Genomic DNA, 18,652 nt, shown 5'->3' with positions numbered 1-18,652 from the left:
TGGAGTGCACTCCAGCATCCAGACTGTCGCTGACCGACTTCGTGCTCAGGACAGAACAGGACGGCGGCAGCCGATGACAACCACCAGCCGGGCGGAGCATCCTCTGCCGTACGACACCTACCGTGAGGCCATCGCCCGCGAGACCCTCCGCTTCGCCGAGGTGGCCGGGGGCGCCGACCCGGCAACCGCCGTGCCCTCCTGCCCCGACTGGACCCTGGCCGACCTCACCCAGCACGTCGGAGCGCTGCAGCGCTGGTTCTGCACCCTGCTGACCCGGCTGGTCCAGGAGCCTCCCCGCAGCCGCGACGTCGAGCTGGGGCTGCCGGAGAACCCGCGGGAGTATCCCGGCTGGGTGGCCGCGGGGGTGCCCGCGGTGGCGGCCGTCCTGCGGGACACCGATCCCGAGGCGCCGATGTGGGTCTGGGGCGAGGACCGGCACGCGCGGTTCTGGGCCCGGCGGATGCTCTTCGAGACCCTGGTGCACCGGGTGGACGCCGAGCGTGCCGTCGGCCTGGACTCCGGCCTCGACCCCGTGCTCGCGGCGGACGGCGTGGACGAGTTCCTCGTCAACCTGCCCTACGCGGGTCTCTTCGCCCCCGGCGTGACGAAGCTGCGCGGCGAGGGCGAGACCCTCGCGTTCCGGTGCACGGACCTCGGCGAGGCAGCGGGCGAGGAGTGGCGGGTGCGGCTGGACCCGGACGGCTTCCGCCTGCTGCCGCGTGCAGATCACGCGGCGGGACAGGCCGGGACGGCCACGGCGGCGGTGCACGGGCAGGCGGCGGATCTGCTGCTCCTGCTCTACGGACGGCGGTCGTTTCAGGACGCCGCCTTCCAGCTCTCGGGACGGACCGCGGTCCTGGACAACTGGTTCGCCCACACGGCCTTCTGACACCGGCGGCGCTCACCCGGCCGGCGGCTCCTCGGGATGCAGGCAGACCGCGAGAGCCGCGGTGTCGTCCTGCAGGCCGTTGTGGCTGTAGTCCAGCAGGTCGTCGTGGAGCCGTGCGAGCAGTTCCCCCGGCGGGAGGGGGCCCCAGGAACGCAGGCGCTGCAGCAGTGGATAGAAGGTGCCGGCCGCGTCCCGTGTCTCCGTGACGCCGTCCGTGTACAGCAGCAGCTGGTCGCCGGGCCGGAAGGGATACACCTCCAGGCGGAACGGGTCCTCGACCAGCATGCCGAGGTTCAGGGGCGGCGCCGGGCGCCCGCTCTCCAGCTCGCACACCTCGCCGGCCCTGAGGGAGACGGGCGGTGGGTGGCCGCAGTTGACGATGCGGACGAGCCGGCCGTCGGCGGGGATCTCGGCGAAGACAGCGGTGACGAACCGTTCGCTCGTCTCCGTTCCGCCGAGCTGCGTCGCCCGGCGGCTCATGCTCGTGTCCACGCGGCCGGCCAGAGCGGGCAGCTCCGGTTCGTCGTACGCCGCCTCGCGGAACGCCCCGAGCAGAGCGGCGGCGGTCTCGACCGCGAGCAGTCCCTTGCCACGGACGTCGCCGATGACGAGGCGGACCCCGAACCGGGTGGGGACGGCCTCGTACAGGTCGCCGCCGATGCGGGCCTCCGCGGCCGCGGAGAGGTAGAGGCTCTCCAGCCGGAGGTGGCCGATCCGGTGCGGCACGGGCCGCAGCAGGACGCGCTGCGCGATCTCGGCCACGTACCGCACGTCGGCCAGGGTGCGTTCGCGCCGGATCCGGTGGGCGGCCACGATCACGCCGAGGCCGCCCACCAGGGTCGTACAGATGTAGGACGCGACATAGTGACGGTCCCACAGATAGCCGACGGACCGGCCCGCACAGCACGGGGTGCCGGCCAGTACCGCTTCGAGGCCCACGGCGAACACCGTGGCGGCGCCGACGAGCACGGGGCCGTGCGCGAACGCGGTCACCAGGGGCACGGCGATCAGCACGAAACTCACCGGCCAGTCCACGGGCGTGGCGGGCTCCAGCAGCAGGACGGCCGCGACGTACAGGAGCGGAAGCCAGCGCAGCCACGCCGGAGGCGCCGGCAGCCGGGGCCGGGGCATCGAGCCGTCCTCCGGCTCCCGGCCGGTCCGTCGGTGCGTCACCCGACCAGCCTGGTGCGCGGTGCCCCCGTACCCCGGGATTGCTCCACTCAACGGCATGTTCCGGCACCGGCCCCCGCACAGGCTCAGCCGCTGCCGAAGCCGATCGCAAAGATGTGCAGACCCCCGGCGGCGACATCGGACGGCAGGCGCACACTGCTGACCGTCTTGCCCGGACTCAGCGCCACGGGCGCCGTGGCGAACACATATGTCCGTGTGCTGTCGGAGGCGGTGCCCGCGTGGTTGCGGTACGGCAGGGTCACCGCGACGGTGTTGTCGGCGAGCGGTGAGGCGGCGCCCCCGTTCAGCGTCCAGTCGGACAGACCGACGGTGACCGACTGGGTCGTGCCGTCCGTGTAGGTGACGGTCGCCGTGCCGGAGGCCGGACCGTTGTTGGCGGCACCCAGGAAGGAGATGCTGCCCGAGCCCGGCGTCCGTACCGTCTGACCGTTCGCCTCGTAGTTGTCCCTTGCGCCGGGCACCACGTCGGGCCAGGTGAAGCCGACCGCGTCGACCGTGACCTTCGAGCCGGGGCTGATTCCCGCGGTGGCCAGAGCGTGCGCGGAGTAGCTGTAGCCCGCGCCGTCGAAGTTCGCCGAGGCCGCGGCGGTGTCACCGGACGTCCCGACGTCGCTGTAGGCGGGTGCGCCCGGGTAGGAGCGCGGGGCGGCCGAGGCGTCCGACGCCCAGGACGTGTTGGGCGAGGTGCCGAGTACGTAGGTGAGGGTGCCGCCGCCGGTCAGGGCGCCGTCGGGCGCGTGTGCCGCGTTCCAGGGCGTGCCGTTCCACGTGGCCGACTGGACGTACGGGGCGTCGTCCGCCGCACCGTTGCCGTTGATCGTGAGGGTGTGTCCGGACGGGAGGGTGATCAGCGCCTGGGGGAAGAGCGGGCTGCCCAGCGCCAGATCGGCGGTGCCGGGGGTCTCGGGATACATGCCGAGGGCGGACCACACGTACCACGAGCTCATCTCGCCGAGGTCGTCGTTGCCCGCGAGTCCGGCCGGGCCGGCGGTCCAGATCTGGTCCTGGATCTGCCGGACGACCTTCTGCGTCTGGTAGGGGCGGCCGATGTAGTCGTACTCCCAGGGAATGTTCAGGCTCGGCTCATTGCCCAGATCGGTGTATCCGCCGGCGCCGGTCAGCGAGGACAGGTCCGTGTCCAGGTACCTGGCCATGGCCGCGTCACCGCCCAGGGCGGTCGCCAGTCCGTGCAGGTTGAACGGCACCATCGGTGTGTACTGCCAGGAGTCGCCCTCGACGAAGTTCCGGCCCGAGGCCGGCGAGAAGCCCGCCGTCCATGTGCCCGAGGCGTCGCGCGGCTGGATGAAACCGCTGCCGTGGTGGAACAGGTTCTGCCAGTCCTGCGCCCGGTCCGCGAACCGCTGCTGATCGGCGGTGTGGCCGAGGGCGCCGGCGAGGGCCGAGACGGCGAAGTCCGCAGAGTTGTACTCGAGGGTGGTGGCGGCCGCGCCGTAGAAGTTGCAGCAGCCGTACTTGCCGTTGCTGGGCAGCCAGCCCAACTGCTCCAGATAGGTGAGGCCGGGCCGGTTGTCGTTGGGGACGGTTGCCTCCGCGATCATGCCCTTGAGGGCGGTGGCCGTGTCGAAGCCGCGGGCCCCGAAGGCGTAGTAGTCGGCGATGATCTCGTCCGCCGGATCGCCCACCATGACGTGGGTCTCGCCGTTGTTCTCCGACCACTTGGGGAACAGGCCGGTCTGACGGTAGTCATCGACCATCGACTGGGCGGTGTCGGAGGCGATCCGGGGCGCGACGAGCGCCTCCAGCTGGGCCTGCGAGCGGTAGACGTCCCAGCCCGAGTAGTTGGCGTAGGCGGCGCCATGGCCCGGGTCGACGGTGTGGATCCTGCCGTCGAAGCCGGGATAGCGGCGGTTGGTGTCACTGATCACGTTCGGATGCAGCAGCGCGTGGTACAGCGCCGTGTAGAAGACGGTCTGCTGAGCGGGTGTCCCGCCGGCGATCCGCACCCGGCCGAGGAGGGACTTCCAGGCGCTGTGCGCCGCGCCGCGGACCTTGGCCAGGTCCCAGCCCGGGTTCTCCGCCCGGCGGTTGCCCGCCGCGCCTGCGGCCGACACGTACGAGATGCCGACCTTGGCCTGAACCACCCGGTGGGTGGTGGTGTCGAACGTGACATAGCCGTCGGAGCCGCTCGCCCCGGGAGCGAAGGTGTGCGGCGTACGGCCCACGGGGCCGTGCAGCACCGGCTTGTTGGGCGCCTCGGGTGCGCTGGGGGAGGCAATGGTCGTGGGGGTGGTGGGCGTGGCGGCGGCCAGCGCGGTGCCGCTGTGGCGGAACGGCTGGTCGAAGACCATGTCGTAGTAGACGGTGTAGGAATTGCCCTCACCGCAGAAGTTGCCGCTGGTGACCTTCCCCCGCACCTCTCTGTCGTTGACCACGTCGAACTGCGCGGCGGTGTCGCCGTTCTCGCTGCCCGTCAGTTTGAACAGGAGGTTCGCCCGCGTGGTGGCCGGGAAGGTGAACCGGGCCATTCCGCTGCGGGTGGTGGCGGTCAGTTCCGTCGTGACGCCGTTGTCCAGGGAGACCGTGTACGAACCGGGTGTGGCGGACTCGGCGGCGTGCGAGAAGCCGACCGTGGCGCCCGTGTCCACCGTGCCGACGGTCGGCAGCACCGGGATGTCACCGGCGGCCCGGCAGCCCGGTCCCGCGATATGGGTCAGGCCGAATCCGGTGATGGCGGAGTCGGCGTACTCGTAGCCGCCGCCGTCCGGGCGGTGCGGGCTGGTGTCGGGGCTCCACTGGACCATCCCGAACGGGGTGTCGGCCCCCGGGAAGTCGTCTGCGGCGTGTGTGGTCCCGATGAAGGGGTTCACGAGGGAGGCCGGGTCGGAGACCGGCGCGAGGGAGGAGGGGTGGGCTTGTGCGGGGGCGTAGGCGGCACCGGCGATCAAGGCGCCGGCGGTGAGCACGGGCAGGAGGCGGAACGGCACCATCGTGACCATGTCCCTTCGACAACGTTGTCCCGCAAAGTGGTCCCTGTGGCTCCTGCTGTCAAGGCCATGCGGTGCAGAACCAGCCGTTGGTCTGACGTGACGTCACATCACGGGGACGGCTTGGTCCTGGCCAAGGGTGTCCGGCCGGTTGCAGATCGGGGACGGCGCTGGCCCGGCGGCCCGGAAGTCCCGCCGGGCTGACGGTTCAGTGGGGCGAGCGCGAGTCCACGGGCAGGCTCAGCCGGAACAGGGCGCCGCCTCCCGGGGCCTGGTGGGCGGTGAGTTCGGCGCGGTGGGTGTGGGCGATCTGACGGGCCATGGCCAGCCCGAGGCCCGAGCCGGGAAGGGCACGAGCGGCGCGGGCCCGGTAGAAGCGGTCGAACACATGAGGGAGGTCGGCCGAGTCGATGCCGGGACCGTGGTCACGGACGGCGATCTCCAGCCGGTCGGGATCCGCCGACCGCTGCGCCGCCACCTCGACCCGGCCGCCGGGCGGGGAGAACTTCGCGGCGTTGTCCAGCAGGTTGGAGAACAGCCGGGTCAGCCGGCTCGGCACTGCGGCCGTCAGGGCGGACGCCGCCGCGGTGCCGGTGTCGAGGACGAAGGGAACGTGAGGCCAGTGGTCGCGGGCGGCCGCCACCGCGTGCTCCAGCAGGGCGGTCGGGTGCACCAACTCCAGGGCCTGCTGCGGCTCTTCGTCGCGGGCAAGGTCGATCAGGTCGTTGACCAGCGTGGTCACCTCCCGCAACTGGCGGGTGAGGGCGCTCGTCGCACGCTCCCGCCGGTCCGGGGTCAGCCGCTCGGCGCGCAGCAGGATCTCGGCGTTGGCGCGCAACGCCGTCAGCGGTGTGCGCAGTTCGTGCGAGGCGTCGGCGACCAGACGCCGTTGCGCGGCGAGCGATTCCTCCAGGGCGTCGAGCATGGTGTTGAAGGTGACGGCGAGCCGGGTGATCTCGTCCTCGCTGTCTCGTTGCCCGGGCGGCAGCTCGATACGGAGTCCCGCGTCCCGCGTGGCCGTGATCCGCTCCGCGGTCGACGTCAGCCGGGTCACTGGAGCCAGACCCGAACGGGACACCCAGTAGCCCAGCAGGGCCGCGACCGGCACACCCGCCCCGCCGATCACGGCGAGCAGTCCGGCGGCCTGCCGCTCGGCGTGCCGTACCCCGTCGGAGCGCAGCGCCACCTGCATGGCCAGCCCTCGACGGGCCGGCGTGGTCAGCACCCGCACCGGCCGGCCGTCCACCGACGCCGTGCTGTAGTACGGCGCCCGACGGCGGCCGGCGACCTCGCGCACCGCGTCCGTGACCGGCAGCAGATAGGGCCGGTGCGGGTCCTGCGCGGAGGCCTCGGGCACCAGTTGGGCACAGGCGGGGGCGGCCAGGTACCGGCACTCGCCGGACTGCACCCCGGGGCCCTCCTGCCGGTGCTGCTGGACGGCCAGCGTGGCCGCCTGCGTCAGTTGCAGGTCGAACTGCCGGTGCAGGGTGTAGACGGTGACGGCGTACGCGCCGGCGCACACCGCCAGCGCCACACCCGCCACGGCGGCCGACGCGGTCAGGGCGAGCCGGCGGCGCAGCGGAGGGCGACGGTGCCGACGGGGCCGGCGCGGCCGCGTCACCGTTCGTCCAGCCGGTAGCCGACGCCGTGCACGGTGTGCACGAGCCGCGAGGCGCCCTCGGCCTCCAGTTTCCGGCGCAGATACCCGATGTAGACGGCCAGCGAATTGGAGTCGGGCCCGAGGTCCCGGCCCCACACCCAGCGCATGATCGTGCCCCGCTCCAGTACCTGCCCGGGGTGGCGCAGCAGCAGATCCAGCAGGCTCCACTCGGTGCGGGTGAACTCCAGCCGCCGCCCGCCCCGCTGCCCCGTGCGGGTCCGCGGGTCCACGACCAGATCGGCGAAGTGCAGCTGCGCGCACGGGGTCGGCTCGGCGGGGCCGGCGCGGCGCAGCAGGGCGCGCAGCCGGGCCGCCAGCTCGTCCAGCGAGAACGGCTTGACCAGGTAGTCGTCCGCTCCCGCGTCCAGGCCGTCCACCCGGTCGCTGACCGCGTCCAGTGCGGTCAGCACCAGGATCGGCGTACGGTCGCCCAGCGCCCGCAACTGCCGGCACACGGCGAGCCCGTCCACCACCGGCATCATCACGTCGAGCACCAGCGCGTCCGGTTCCCAGTCCGCCACCGCCGCCAGACCCGCGTGTCCGTCCGCCGCACCACGGACGGTGAACCCCTCCAGGGCCAGCCCGTCCTCCAGGGCGGCGCGTACCTCGGGATCGTCATCCACGACCAGCACGCGCGCGGCACCGGCGGGGGACACGTCCTGAGCTGCGTCGTTCATGGGACCAGCCTGCCAAACGGCGTTCTTAACAGCCTCTTAGACCGTTCCTTCATTGCAACGGGGCATTGCGTTTGAGCTCAGCGTCATTGCGCCAATTTCCCGCAGCCCACCTGCACTTACGTCGCTAGCACGATTGACGAGATTATGAATGCAACGTAGCTTTCGGGCTGCATCAAACGCGTAATATCGTGAAACGGGGAATGGTCATGAGCGAATCCGTCCACACCGTCACGGCGCTGCCCACGGAGCGTCGGCCGGGCTGCCCCTTCGACCCGCCGGCCGAGCTGATCGACGCCCGTCGGCACGGCCCCATCAGCCGCTTCACCCACGTCGGCGGAAGGCCCGGCTGGCTGATCACCGGGTACGACCTGGTGAGGTCGGTCCTCCCCGACTCGCGGTTCAGCTCGCGCAAGGAACTCCTGAACGTGGGCGACTTCGAGGTTCCCCCGGTGCCGCCCGGCGAGTTCCTCCTCATGGACGACCCGCAGCACCGGCGCTACCGCAGGCCGCTGGCGGGCAAGTTCACGGTGCGACGGATGCGACTGCTCACCGAGCGCGTCGAGCAGATCACCGCCGACTGCCTGGATGCCATGGAGAAGGCCGGTCCGCCGGCGGACCTGGTGACCGCGTTCGCCAAGCCCATCCCCACCGTCATCATCTGCGAGCTGCTGGGGGTGCCGTATGAGGACCGGGGCTCCTTCCAGGAGCAGATCGACACGTTCATGGGCGGGGAGACAAGCGATGAGGAGCTGATGGCGGCCTACACCGCCACCCAGGAGTACCTCGCGGAGCTGGTGGCCGCCAAGCGCGCGAACCCCACCGACGACGTGCTCAGCGAACTCACCGGCAGCGATCTGACCGATGAGGAACTGAAGGGGATCAGCCTCGTTCTGCTGGCGGCCGGGTTCGACACCACCGCGAACATGCTGTCCCTCGGCACGTTCGCACTGCTGCAGCACCCGGAGCAACTGGCCGCGCTGCGCGCCGACCCCGCGCTCATCGACGGGGCCGTGGAGGAGTTGCTGCGGTATCTGAGCGTGGCCAAGACGTTCATGAGGACGGCGCTGGAGGACGTCGAGCTGGGCGGGCAGACCATCAAGGCCGGGACGACGGTCGTCCTGTCGTACAACACCGCCAACCGCGACCCCGAGCGCTTCGCCGACCCGCATGTGCTCGACCTCCGCAGGCAGGACGTGGGCGGGCACCTGGCCTTCAGTCACGGCATCCACCAGTGCCTCGGCCAGCAGCTGGCCCGCGTCGAGATGCGGGTCGCGTTCCCCGCGCTGTTCAACCGCTTCCCGACGCTGCGCCTGGCCGTACCGGCCGAAGAGGTCGGCCTGCGCCCGGAGACCGCGGACATCTACGGGGTGAAGAGCCTCCCGGTCACCTGGGACGTCTGACCGCGGGACGGTGACGGGTGACGTCGCGTACGGTCGCCTGTCACCCTTGTGAGGTTGCTGTGACGGCAGGTCAGGGCCATGGGCGAGAAGGGGGAGGGGCGAGGATCATGAGCAGCGCCGACCGGGAGCCGGCAGGCCCGCCGCAGTTGATCAGCGACGAGGACCGCGACATGGCCGTGCAGCGCCTGCAGGAGGCGTACGCCGAAGGGCGCATCTCGTACGAGGAGATGGACGAACGCCTCCACCAGGTCCTCACCGCCAGGACGCACCATGACCTCGTGCCGGTGTTGGCCCCGCTCCCCGAAAAGCACGCGGACACCACGTCCACGATCGCCGCCGCACGCGGACGGATCCGGCGGCGCGGCGCATGGCGGGTGCCTCGGGTCCTCAAGGTCGAGTCCGCATTCGGCAGGGTGCACCTGGACCTGTCCCACGCGGTCATCGAGCATCCGGTGGTCGACATCGAGTTGCACCTCGGCACCGGCAGGGCCGAGATCATCGTGCCGCGCGACGCGATCGTCGAGATGGAAGAGCTGCGTACCGTGTGGAAGGTCCCTCGCTACAGGGCCCGGCGGCATCCCCGCCCCGGCGGGACGAGGATCCGGATCTCCGGAACCATGGAGTACGGGCGGTTGAAGATCCGCCACGCGCGACATTGAGGCCGCGGCTCAGAGGATGTCCTCCTCCTCCGGGACGACGACCTGGTCGATCAGTCGCTGGATGCGTTCGGTGGGCAGGGCGACTGCCATGGCCCAGTAGTAGATGACGACGCTGAACGCGGCCACGACCCCGATGTCCCACCACAGCGGGAACCAGGGGTGCCTGAGCGGCCCGAAGTCGCTGAGGTAGACGATGAGCCCCATGCCCACGAGGTAGACCGGCAGCCATTGCGCGGCCCGCAGGTCGAGCTGGGGAGTGATGGGGTTCATCTTGAACACCCGGTTGGCGACCAGGATGACGTAACCGAGCAGGATGGCGACGCCGAGCTTCCAGTCGGTGGTCCAACCCGACCACAGGATCAGCAGGTTGGCGACGATGAACGCGAGCGGCGACATCCAGGCGCCGCCGGGCAGCCGGTAGGGACGGTGTGCCTCGGGCAGCCGGTTGCGGAACACCCCGAAGGACAGCGGCGCGCCCGCGTACATCAGCACGCTGGCGCTGGTGATCAGGCCGACCAGGGAACGCCAGCTGGGGAACGGCAGGAAGCAGATGCAGCCGATCACGAACGCGGTGATGAGGCCGACCCAGGGAACACCGCGCCGGTTGGTGGTCTCGAAGACGGAGGGCACATAGCCGTTGCGGCTGAGGCCATAGGAAACCCGGGAGGAGCCGGTGATGTAGATCAGACCGGTGCCGGCGGGGGAGACCACGGCGTCGAGATAGAGGACCGTGGCCAGCCAGCCCAGGCTGATCAGCGTGGCCACTTGGGCGAAGGGCCCGCTCAGCGCGGTGAAGGCCGAGTCGGCCCAGTGGCTGCCGATCTGCGCGGCGGGCAGTGCGGCGAGGAAGGTCACCTGCAGAAGGATGTAGATCAGAATGCCCAGGATGATCGAGCCGATGACCGCTCGCGGGATGTCCCGCTTGGGGTTGGCGCTCTCACCGGCCAGCTGGTCGGCCTGCTCGAAGCCCAGCAGAGCGAAGATGATGCCGCTGGTGGAGACGGCGGACAGGATGCCCTTGGCGCCGTACGGGTCGAATCCGTTCGCGGCGGTGAAGTTGCCGGTGCGGAACTGGGCGATGGCGAACACGAAGATCGTCAGCAGCGGAACGCCGACCTTCCACCAGGTCGCCGCGCTGTTGGTGCGGGCCAGCAGCCGGATGCTGAGGAAGTTGATGGCAGTGATGACCGCCATCAGCCCGACCGCGACGGCGATGCCCGGCGGAGTCAGGACGTGCTCGCCGCCCTGGACCTTCTCCCAGCCGCTCGCCCAGGAGTAGTGCTGGCCGTACGTGATCATCGCCAGCACCTCGATGGGCGCCACGGTGGCCGCCTGCAGCCAGGAGAACCAGCCGAACGACGCGCCGGCCGCGCCGCCGAAGGCGTAGTGCGGGAAGCGGGCGGTGCCGCCCGAGACGGGATACATACCGCCGAGTTCCGCGTGCACCAGCGCCAGGATGAGGATCGCCAGGCCGCCGATGGCCCAGGAGATGATCGCCGCCGGACCCGCGGCCGCCAGGGCGCCTTGTGCGCCGAAGAGCCACCCGGACCCGATGATCGAACCCTCCGAGGCCCAGATGAGTCCGACGAAGCCGATCTCACGCCGGAGCCCGGGCTTGTGGGTTTTCGGACCGGGTGAGGCCTCTGACACGGCCATGGTCCACACCCCCTCGATAGGGTGATGTTCACCCCTATCGTGCCACGGTGACGTTGCCTTGGCAGTGGACGTGCAGGCACGACTTCCCGGACAGGCGCGGGACGACTTCCCCGCACGCGCAGACACGACTGCCCGGCGTGCGGGATCGCCCTATGAGCCGGCGGTGAGGCGGGGGCCCGCCGGTGGCGCTCCGGTGACCGCTGCCGCGTACAGGTCCGCCGTGGCGGCGCCGAAGTAGGCGCTGTAGGAGATCTGCGGGGTGTTGCCGCCGGTGTGATAGCCGCCGATCACACCGATGACCGCCCAACCGCCGGGCCACGGTACGAGCATCGGACCGCCGCTGGTGCCGCCCACGAAGGCGTCGCAGGCGATGCGCGGGAACGTACCGGGGTCGGCCGGGTCGTCGCTGTCCCACCTGGTGGTCCAGCTCCAGCACTCCAGCGGCTGCTCCGCCCCCGCGGGGTAGCCGATCATCCGGACCGGGGCGTGGTAGTAGCCCGTCCCGGTGAGCAGCCGCACTCCGCCGACCGCGTCCTCGAGGCGTGTGCCGTCCTGGTTGGGCTCGGTGGCAGCGAAGGCGAAGTCGTACCCGGCTCCGGCGTGTTCGCCCAGGTCGTAGTACTGCTGGGGAACGTAGACGCCGTCGGTGCGCACCGGGAAGATCCCGAAGGGTTTGCGGGCGTCGTGGTACTGCGGGACGAAGGCCAGGTGACGCGCGGGCGCGGTGCCGGCGTAGCCCTTCAGACAGTGGCCGGCGCTCAGCACCAGGTCGTGGCCGGGGCTGTGGACGACGGATCCGCTGCAGGTGCGCCCGGTGCCGCCGGCGTCCGTCCAGAAGAAGGTGCCGGCCTGGGGGATGCCGTCGAAGCTCCGGCTCGGCGGGATGTACTCGCCCGGCCGGGGCCCGTCCACCGCGGGGGACGCCCCGGCGGCCGGCGCACCCGGCTTGCTCCCCTTGACGGTGTCGGCCGGCAGCGCTGCCGCCATGCGCGCCCGGGTCCAGTAGGCGTCGAGCCGGTCGGCGAGCGGGTTCCGGGCGGCGGTGGCGCCGTCGGCCGATGCCGTGGTGGTGAGGCCGGTACAGAGCAGCAGGGCTGCCGCACAGACGGCGGCGTATCGCACGATCCTGGTCCCGGGTCTCATCAGTTCCCCTCGGAGCGGACGCAATTGACGGCCCACCATAAGCCCGCGGCAGCGGGCAGCACAGCGCTCGCTGCCGCCATTCGCGAACGGCGGCATACCGGCACCGCGGGCCATACGGCCGTCCCGGGCAGGTCGCGGACCGTGTGGGCGTAAGTGCCGCGGCGGTCGGGGGTGGCGGGCGCGCCGGGTCGATGCGGGCGCGCCGGGTCGAGGGCGAGCTTGTCGGCGATGCCCGGATCATCGTCCGCGGCGCGAGCTCGACGACCGGCAGACGGGGAATGGTGATCACGTTCCGGCGGGGTTGCGCCGCAGGCACCGCGGCCGTCCTCCGGGCCGTGTACCGCGTAGCCGTGCACGAGTGGGGCGTGTCCTTCTGGGTAGACGCCCCCACCGGCCATGGGACGCGGTTCCCCGGTCCCCCACTACGGGCGGGACGGGACCGTCAGCCATGGACCGCACACGCACGGTCAGGAGCCCTACCGGAAGGAGAAGGCCAATGAAGAGGCTGATACGGAAAGCGGGCGCGGCCGGTGCCGTCACCACGGTGGTCGCAGGTGCTCTCCTCGCCACCGGCGGCTCCGCGGCGGCCACCCCGGGACCGGCGGGACACGCCGCCGGCACCGCGGCGGTGCACGCCGACCGGCGCACGCCCTGCCGAAGCGGGCCCGGGCAGCGGATCGATCCCTGGGTCGCCGGCCAGGTGGCGTGGTCCGTCCCTGGCGCTCGGCATCGTCTGGCAGTGTACGACCCGTGGATCAAGGACCAGCTGGCGCGCTTCGCGTCCTCCTCCTGTTAGTTCCCGTACCGCTCTCTCCCGCCTCCATGGCACGGCGCCGCGATCACATCACGAAGACCATGTCCGGGTACTTCGGTGACGGTCGCTCCAGCAGCCGTCCGCTGCGGCCGCGCAGCCAGTGGTCGAAGTAGGCGGACACATAGGCCTCGTTGGTCCGTATCGCGGTGGCCGGGTCGATCGTGCCGATGTCGTCGGTCCGCTCGCAGGGCGACAGATGCAGCTGTGGCACGAGCGCCTCCGCGTCGGTGAACGTGGCGTGCTCCGAGCCGAGCAGGGTCAGCTGACGGTTCCACCCCGGGGTGTGGGCGCGGAACGCCTGCCAGCCGGGTCCGGTGTCGGTGTCGCCGTCCTTGCCCATCAGCAGGAAGGGCCGGTCGAGGCCGTGCCGGGCGACGGGCATCAGCGAGCCGTCGTAGTTGGTCAGATTGCCGTCCATGTCGATACCCGCGGTGATCCGGTGGTCCGCGTCCATCGCCAGCGCGGCAGCCGTACCGCCCATCGAGTGGCCGAACATACCGACCTCGGTCAGATCCAGCGCCCCCGCCAGGCCGTCCGGCAGCGGCTGTCCGTCCGCGTCGGGGTTCCGGCCGCTGTTGAGCTCGTTGAGCTGGTCCAGGACGAAGCCGGTGTCGGCGACCCGGACGGCCAGCGCCTTGCGCAGAAAGGTGTCCACACCGTCCGAGGGCGGTGACAGGGTGGCCAGGGAGCCGTCCGGGAACTGGACCTCGGGCGACTCGTAGGTGTTGTCGATGGTGACGACCGCATAGCCGCGGCTGGCCAGATCGGCCGCCGACGTCGTGCCCCAGGTGCGCGGTTCACCCAGTCCCGGGGAATAGAGCACCACCGGGAGCCGTCCGGCGCGGCCGGCGGCCGCAGGAGCGTTGCGGGTCACGTGGGTGACGGTGCGCGCCCAGTCCGCCCGGCCGGCCGGGATGTGCAACCCGAGGTAGCCGTTCGCCGTGACCTCGTCGAAGTGGGTGGCCGCCGCGGGCAGCATGTACGGGGCCGCCGGCCGGCCTGCCGTGTCGGTCGCGGGGTAGTACACACTGACCATCAACTCCCGCCGGCTCTTCCCGGACCGCCACGGGTCCGCCCGGGAGTGGTCCACCACATGCAGGTCCACCTCCCCGACCCGGTAGGGACCGGTCGGGGCGGGAAGGGCGAGCGGACGGGAGGACGACGAGGTGGTCGGGACGGTGGGGGCCGCGCGGGTGGCCGCGGCGGCGGGGAGAGCGGCGGTCAGCGTGCACAGCGCGGCGGCGGCGCACGCGGCGAGCGCTCGTGCTCGGCGCCGGGTGCCGCCGCGACGGTCGGGCGGCCGTGGAAGAGGAGTCGTCATGGACCAAGCCTGACGACTCGTCGGCTCTCCCCACATCCGGGGAAGCCCCCGATCTTGTCCCTCAGGGTATCCGTAGGGGATCCGATCGCCCGTCCCAGGAGCCGGTTGCCCGTGCCGGGAGCCGATGGCTGCTTTCCGGGAGTCGGCGGCCCCTTCCGGGCCTTGGTGGCCCCTGCCGAAATGGGTGGCCCTGCCGAAGTGGGTGGCCCCGTCGCGCCGCCGGCCGTGTGTCACAGGCCCTCGGGGCACAACCGCTTCTTCTCGCCTCCCTTGAGCACCGCGTCGACGCAGCCGGCGGGCAGCCCGTCATGGGGCGTGGTGGAGAAGTTGGCCGTCACGGTCAGCACCCCGCTGCCGAACGTGGTGCGCTGTACGAGACCGTCGTCCGTGAGCCGGCGGAAGCCGGTCATCGGCTGTGCGGCCGCCGCCTTGTGCAGGGGCTCGAAGTACCGTTGCACCTGGGCGATCCGCTCGCCGTGCCGGTCCAGTTCGGACTGGTCGAGGACCAGGTTGAGGGGCACGTTGTACAGCATCGCGAGAAGCGCACGGGTGCGGCTCTGGTCCGGCAGTTTCGACCACGACAGCTCCCAGCGCTCGGTACTGATCACCGAGTCGTGCAGGACCGTCTGGTAGAGCGGCACCCGGTACCTCGGGTCGTACATCGCCTTCGCGAGGTCGGCCGGCAGATGGACGGGCTTGAAGAAGATCCCCGGTGCGTCGGCCGGGGCGTAACCGCCCCAGGCCGGGCGGTCCCTCTCCAGCTTCCACAACCGGTCGTCGACCGGTGTGCCAGAGCCATGGCTGAAGGACAGCACTCCGTTCGCCCAGGAACCCGCGCTCTCCGAACCGAGCACCAGGCGGCGGTCGCCGGACAGCCATGCCATGCGCGCGAGCCGGTTCCTGCGGTCCTGGGCCTTGGTCATCGGATGCGCCGGAGAGTGATCGGCGAACAGTTCACCTGCGGCGTCGACGTCCAGGAAGTAGCTGGTGGCGCCACCCGCGGTCATCTTCCCGGTGCGGTCGGACAGGTAGTGCCGGCCGGGCTCCGCGCGGCGGAGCGCTTCGGAGCTCACATAGCAGCCGCGGCCGCCGAATCCGGTGACGACGGTGCCGTCCGCCTGGCGCACACAGGCGGCCTGCCACACCGGGGCGGGCCAGCCGGACACGGGGGTGTCGGCCGACGCCGGGTCCTGCGCATTGGCCCAGGAGTCGTAGGGCCCGACGAGATAGCCGGCCTGCCGGGCAAGGCGCGTGGCCTCCCGGTCCATGGGGGCGCCGTCGGCGTCGTACCCCAGCCACATCCGGTCGATCCCCAGCTCCCGCAGCCGGCGGACGCCCTCGGCGGTACGTGCCTGGCCCCACGTGTAGGCGTGGAAGGCGCCCACCAGCTTGGCGACTTCGGGATTGCGCGCGATCTTCTGCCGGAGCGTCGTGATGCCACCGTGGCCCTGGAGCCAGGCGCGGTAGTCGCGCGCCGCCGCCACCGGTGACCCGTCGGTGAGCGCGAACGTCACCGTGTACGTCCCCGTGGCCTGTTGCGCCGAGAACGCGTGCTCGGCCTCGGTGCGGAGCCTGCCGCCGACGGACACGAACCTGAGGGTCGTGCCGATGTCGGACTCGACGATGTAGCTCGCGCCGTGCCGTCCGGACTGGCTGGTGCCCCAGAACGGCATGGTCAGGCCGCCGGCCATGTCGGCCTCGGTGCCCGCCAGGCCCGCCGAGGGAGAGTTCCACCACCGGTCGGCGACCGGCACGGACAAACCCTCACCGCGCGGGACCTGCACCTCCTGCGTGGTTCGGTCCGTGCCGGAGACCGGCCAGGTCAGGCTGGCCCGCCGTGCCGAGTGCACGGTGACGGCCAGGCGTCCGTCACGCGCGGAGGCGGTGACGGTCAGCCCCCTGTCGACGTAGCGCCAACTGGCCCGACCGCCGCGGACGGTGACCTTCCCGGGCGCGCCGAGATCACCGGACGCCGGTGCCGACAGCTGCCAGGTGCGGCCGTCGTCCGCCCGGGCCCGCACGGCCAGGGACCTGAGGTCCACCGTGGCGCGGCCACCGTCGACCGGTACGGAGAGCTGGTCGCCGTGCGCTTCGATGCGCCGGGACTCCTGCGCGGCGGTGCCGAACGCGGCGGCCGTACCGATCGCACCGACCATCAGGAGCGCACCGCTCACCGCGATGATCTTCGTCTGTGTCTTCGTCTGTGTCTTCGTCTTCTTGAGCTTCCTCGCCTTCACAGCCGTGGACTCTGGCGAGCGAACATAAGAGAGATGTGAGAGCTCATGAGCGGTGCCGCGCCTGCTGACCGATCGTCGTCAGCAGGCGGGCCACCAGTGGATTGCGGTCGTTCCTGCGCCATGCGACGGCGACCCGTGTACGCGCGGTGCCGGGATCGATCCGGCGGAAGGCCACCCCCTTGAGCCGGATGCGGCGGATGCTCGCCGGGGCCAGGGACACCCCGAGCCCGGTCTCCACCAGGGCGCACACGGTCTGCCACTCCACCGCGTGCTGGGAGATCCGGGGTGTGAACCCCACCTCCTCGCACAGGCCGGTGATCCGGTCGTACAACTGCGGGCCGACAGCGCGCGGCAGCAGGACGAACGGCTCGCCGGTCAACTCCGCGAGCGGCACCACCCGTTGGCCGGCCCGTGGGTGTGCGGCCGGCAGCACGGCCACGAACGGCTCACTGAACACGGTCCGGAAGCCCAGTTCGGACTCGTCGGCCGGAGGCTCCCGCAGCAGGCCGATGTCGATCGTTCTCTCGCGCAGTGCGTCGAGCTGCGGCGCCGTGGTCATCTCGTGGATGTCCAGATCCGCGTCGGGGAACCGCTGCCGGAAGTCGCGCAGCAGGCCCGGCAGGACGGTCAGGGCCAGTGAGGCGGCGAAGCCGATCCGCAACCGCCCGGACCGGCCGCTGCCGGCGGCCCGTGCCGCGGTCAGCCCGTCGGCGAGCCCGGCCAGGGCCTGCCGGGCGGCCGGCAGCAGCGCGTGGCCGGCCGGGGTGAGCGTCACCCGTCCCGGTTCCCGCTCGAAGAGCGCGTACCCGACCTTCTGCTCCAGTCGGCGGATCTGCTGGCTCAGCGGGGGCTGGGCGATGCCCAGGCGGGCGGCGGCGCGGCCGAAGTGGAGTTCCTCGGCGAGTACGACGAAGGCGTGCAGCTGCGGCAACGGGAGTTCGGGGCGGTCCATGTCCCAGGGATATCAGTCCGGTCCATATGCCTGGAGATATCAGTCCATGGCAAAGCCCGTATTGGACGTATCGGCGCTGGCCGCCTAGCTTTCCGCGCATGACAGAGCGACGTGCGATCCTCAGCGGCTCGGCCTTCGAGGAGCAGATCGGCTACGCCCGTGCCGTGGTCGACGGGGACTGGGTCCATGTGTCCGGGACCACGGGGTTCGACTACACCACCATGACGATCCCGGACGACGTCGTGGCACAGGCGGAGCAGTGCCTGCGCAACATCGAGGCCGCGCTCGCGGAGGCCGAGTGCGGCTTCGCCGACGTGGTGCGGGTGCGCTATCTGCTACCCGACCGCGCGGACTTCGAGCCCTGCTGGCCGGTGCTGCGCCGCTGCTTCGGCCAGGGCCGGCCGGCCGCCACCATGCTGGTGTGCGGCCTCGCCGACCCACGTATGAAGATCGAGATCGAGGTGTACGCCCGCCGCAGCGCGAGCTGACCTCGGAGACCCGGCGCAGCGCGGCCGGGGTCACGGCGCCAGGCCCGCCGCCCGGCCCCGCCGCTCCGCCGGTTCGCCGCGCCGCAGGATCCGTGCCTCGCGGGGCAGCAGCCGCGGGCCGGCCACGACCAGGACCTCGCACGCGGCCCGGGCCGGGACGTGCCGGTGCACCGGTCGGCGGTGCAGCCGGGCCAGCGGGCCCCGGGGCCTGGCCCTGCCTATGACCAGCAGGTCGTCCGGGGACGACGCGATCGAGCACAGCACCGGTCCTGCGCGGCCCCTGACCACCCGCCGTACGATCCGCAGGTCGCCCGGAGGACCGCCGTTCGCCAGCTCGAAGGCCCGGTCCAGCAGCTGCCGCGCCTTGTCGGACCACAGCCGGCCCCACGTCGGCTCGGGCCAGCGCCGGTAGACCGCATCGCCCTCCGGCGGCTCCCAGGCATGGACGGCCACCAGCGTGCGGCCGGTTCTGCGGGCTTCCAGAATGCCGCGGCGCAACGCGGCCAGGCCGGCGAGCGAGTCGCTCACTCCGACGACGACATTCCCGGCCGGGCCGCTCCCTGTCGTTCCGTGTGCTGCCATGACCCCACGCTAGGAAGGCCGCTGCCCCCGGCAAAGTC

15 protein-coding genes are annotated in these 18,652 nt (G+C 71.6%); 5 read left to right on the top strand and 10 right to left on the bottom strand.

Going from position 1 to position 18,652, the window contains the following annotated elements; all coding sequences use genetic code 11:
• Nucleotides 1-73: 73 nt before the first annotated feature.
• Nucleotides 74-889 (top strand): maleylpyruvate isomerase family mycothiol-dependent enzyme, encoded by an 816-nt coding sequence (locus ACIGXP_RS18910; RefSeq protein WP_363218808.1) that lies wholly within the window; start codon nucleotides 74-76, stop codon nucleotides 887-889.
• 12 nt (nucleotides 890-901) lie between these two features.
• On the opposite strand, the gene ACIGXP_RS18905 is transcribed toward ACIGXP_RS18910, so the two are convergent.
• The 4 genes from ACIGXP_RS18905 to ACIGXP_RS18890 form a co-directional block, all read right to left on the bottom strand.
• Entirely contained in the window at nucleotides 902-2,020 is a 1,119-nt protein-coding gene (locus ACIGXP_RS18905) for a PP2C family protein-serine/threonine phosphatase (RefSeq protein ID WP_399769869.1), read from the bottom strand.
• Between the two features lie 125 nt (nucleotides 2,021-2,145).
• Nucleotides 2,146-5,028: a lectin gene (locus ACIGXP_RS18900; RefSeq protein WP_399769615.1), complete on the bottom strand. Its 2,883-nt coding sequence runs from the start codon at nucleotides 5,026-5,028 to the stop codon at nucleotides 2,146-2,148.
• Between the two features lie 205 nt (nucleotides 5,029-5,233).
• Nucleotides 5,234-6,646 carry an ATP-binding protein gene (locus ACIGXP_RS18895; protein WP_399769613.1) on the bottom strand — a complete coding sequence of 471 codons (1,413 nt, stop codon included), beginning with the start codon at nucleotides 6,644-6,646 and terminating at the stop codon, nucleotides 5,234-5,236.
• Complete coding sequence (locus ACIGXP_RS18890; RefSeq protein WP_363218812.1) at nucleotides 6,643-7,362, bottom strand: response regulator transcription factor; 720 nt, start codon at nucleotides 7,360-7,362, stop codon at nucleotides 6,643-6,645. Before ACIGXP_RS18890 ends, ACIGXP_RS18895 begins: the two co-directional genes overlap by 4 nt.
• Before the next feature lie 206 nt (nucleotides 7,363-7,568).
• Here ACIGXP_RS18890 and ACIGXP_RS18885 point away from each other — a divergent pair, with 206 nt between their 5' ends.
• Together ACIGXP_RS18885 and ACIGXP_RS18880 are read left to right on the top strand one after the other, a co-directional pair.
• Entirely contained in the window at nucleotides 7,569-8,762 is a 1,194-nt protein-coding gene (locus tag ACIGXP_RS18885; RefSeq protein ID WP_399769611.1) for a cytochrome P450, read from the top strand.
• A gap of 107 nt (nucleotides 8,763-8,869) precedes the next feature.
• A complete protein-coding gene (locus tag ACIGXP_RS18880; protein WP_399769609.1) occupies nucleotides 8,870-9,421 on the top strand; it encodes a DUF1707 domain-containing protein in 552 nt (183 codons plus the stop codon).
• 9 nt (nucleotides 9,422-9,430) lie between these two features.
• On the opposite strand, the gene ACIGXP_RS18875 is transcribed toward ACIGXP_RS18880, so the two are convergent.
• The gene (locus ACIGXP_RS18875) at nucleotides 9,431-11,077 is read right to left on the bottom strand and encodes an APC family permease (RefSeq protein WP_399769607.1); all 1,647 of its coding nucleotides are present in this window, start codon (nucleotides 11,075-11,077) and stop codon (nucleotides 9,431-9,433) included.
• A gap of 150 nt (nucleotides 11,078-11,227) precedes the next feature.
• Nucleotides 11,228-12,220, bottom strand: a complete 993-nt coding sequence (locus ACIGXP_RS18870) for a trypsin-like serine peptidase (protein WP_399769605.1) — start codon at nucleotides 12,218-12,220, stop codon at nucleotides 11,228-11,230.
• Nucleotides 12,221-12,716: 496 nt separating this feature from the next.
• Here ACIGXP_RS18870 and ACIGXP_RS18865 point away from each other — a divergent pair, with 496 nt between their 5' ends.
• Entirely contained in the window at nucleotides 12,717-13,016 is a 300-nt protein-coding gene (locus ACIGXP_RS18865) for a hypothetical protein (protein WP_399769603.1), read from the top strand.
• Between the two features lie 43 nt (nucleotides 13,017-13,059).
• Here ACIGXP_RS18865 and ACIGXP_RS18860 read toward each other — a convergent pair whose 3' ends face one another.
• The 3 genes from ACIGXP_RS18860 to ACIGXP_RS18850 all read right to left on the bottom strand — a co-directional run bounded on the left by ACIGXP_RS18860 (nucleotide 13,060) and on the right by ACIGXP_RS18850 (nucleotide 17,544).
• Nucleotides 13,060-14,355, bottom strand: coding sequence for an alpha/beta hydrolase family protein (locus ACIGXP_RS18860; protein WP_399769601.1), 1,296 nt, complete (start codon nucleotides 14,353-14,355; stop codon nucleotides 13,060-13,062).
• A 230-nt stretch (nucleotides 14,356-14,585) separates the two neighbouring features.
• Complete coding sequence (locus tag ACIGXP_RS18855; RefSeq protein WP_399769599.1) at nucleotides 14,586-16,592, bottom strand: glycoside hydrolase; 2,007 nt, start codon at nucleotides 16,590-16,592, stop codon at nucleotides 14,586-14,588.
• Between the two features lie 43 nt (nucleotides 16,593-16,635).
• Nucleotides 16,636-17,544 (bottom strand): LysR family transcriptional regulator, encoded by a 909-nt coding sequence (locus ACIGXP_RS18850; protein WP_399769597.1) that lies wholly within the window; start codon nucleotides 17,542-17,544, stop codon nucleotides 16,636-16,638.
• Between the two features lie 98 nt (nucleotides 17,545-17,642).
• Between ACIGXP_RS18850 and ACIGXP_RS18845 the strand changes: the two genes are divergently transcribed.
• Nucleotides 17,643-18,032, top strand: a complete 390-nt coding sequence (locus tag ACIGXP_RS18845; RefSeq protein WP_399769595.1) for a RidA family protein — start codon at nucleotides 17,643-17,645, stop codon at nucleotides 18,030-18,032.
• 30 nt (nucleotides 18,033-18,062) lie between these two features.
• On the opposite strand, the gene ACIGXP_RS18840 is transcribed toward ACIGXP_RS18845, so the two are convergent.
• Nucleotides 18,063-18,614: a universal stress protein gene (locus ACIGXP_RS18840; RefSeq protein ID WP_399769593.1), complete on the bottom strand. Its 552-nt coding sequence runs from the start codon at nucleotides 18,612-18,614 to the stop codon at nucleotides 18,063-18,065.
• Between the last annotated feature and the right edge of the window lie 38 nt (nucleotides 18,615-18,652).

Source organism: Streptomyces sp. NPDC053069 (assembly GCF_044546895.1).
Classification (GTDB): Bacteria; Actinomycetota; Actinomycetes; order Streptomycetales; family Streptomycetaceae; genus Streptomyces.
The sequence above is the reverse complement of the archived record's forward strand: the minus strand, read 5'-3'. Positions and strand labels throughout refer to the sequence as shown.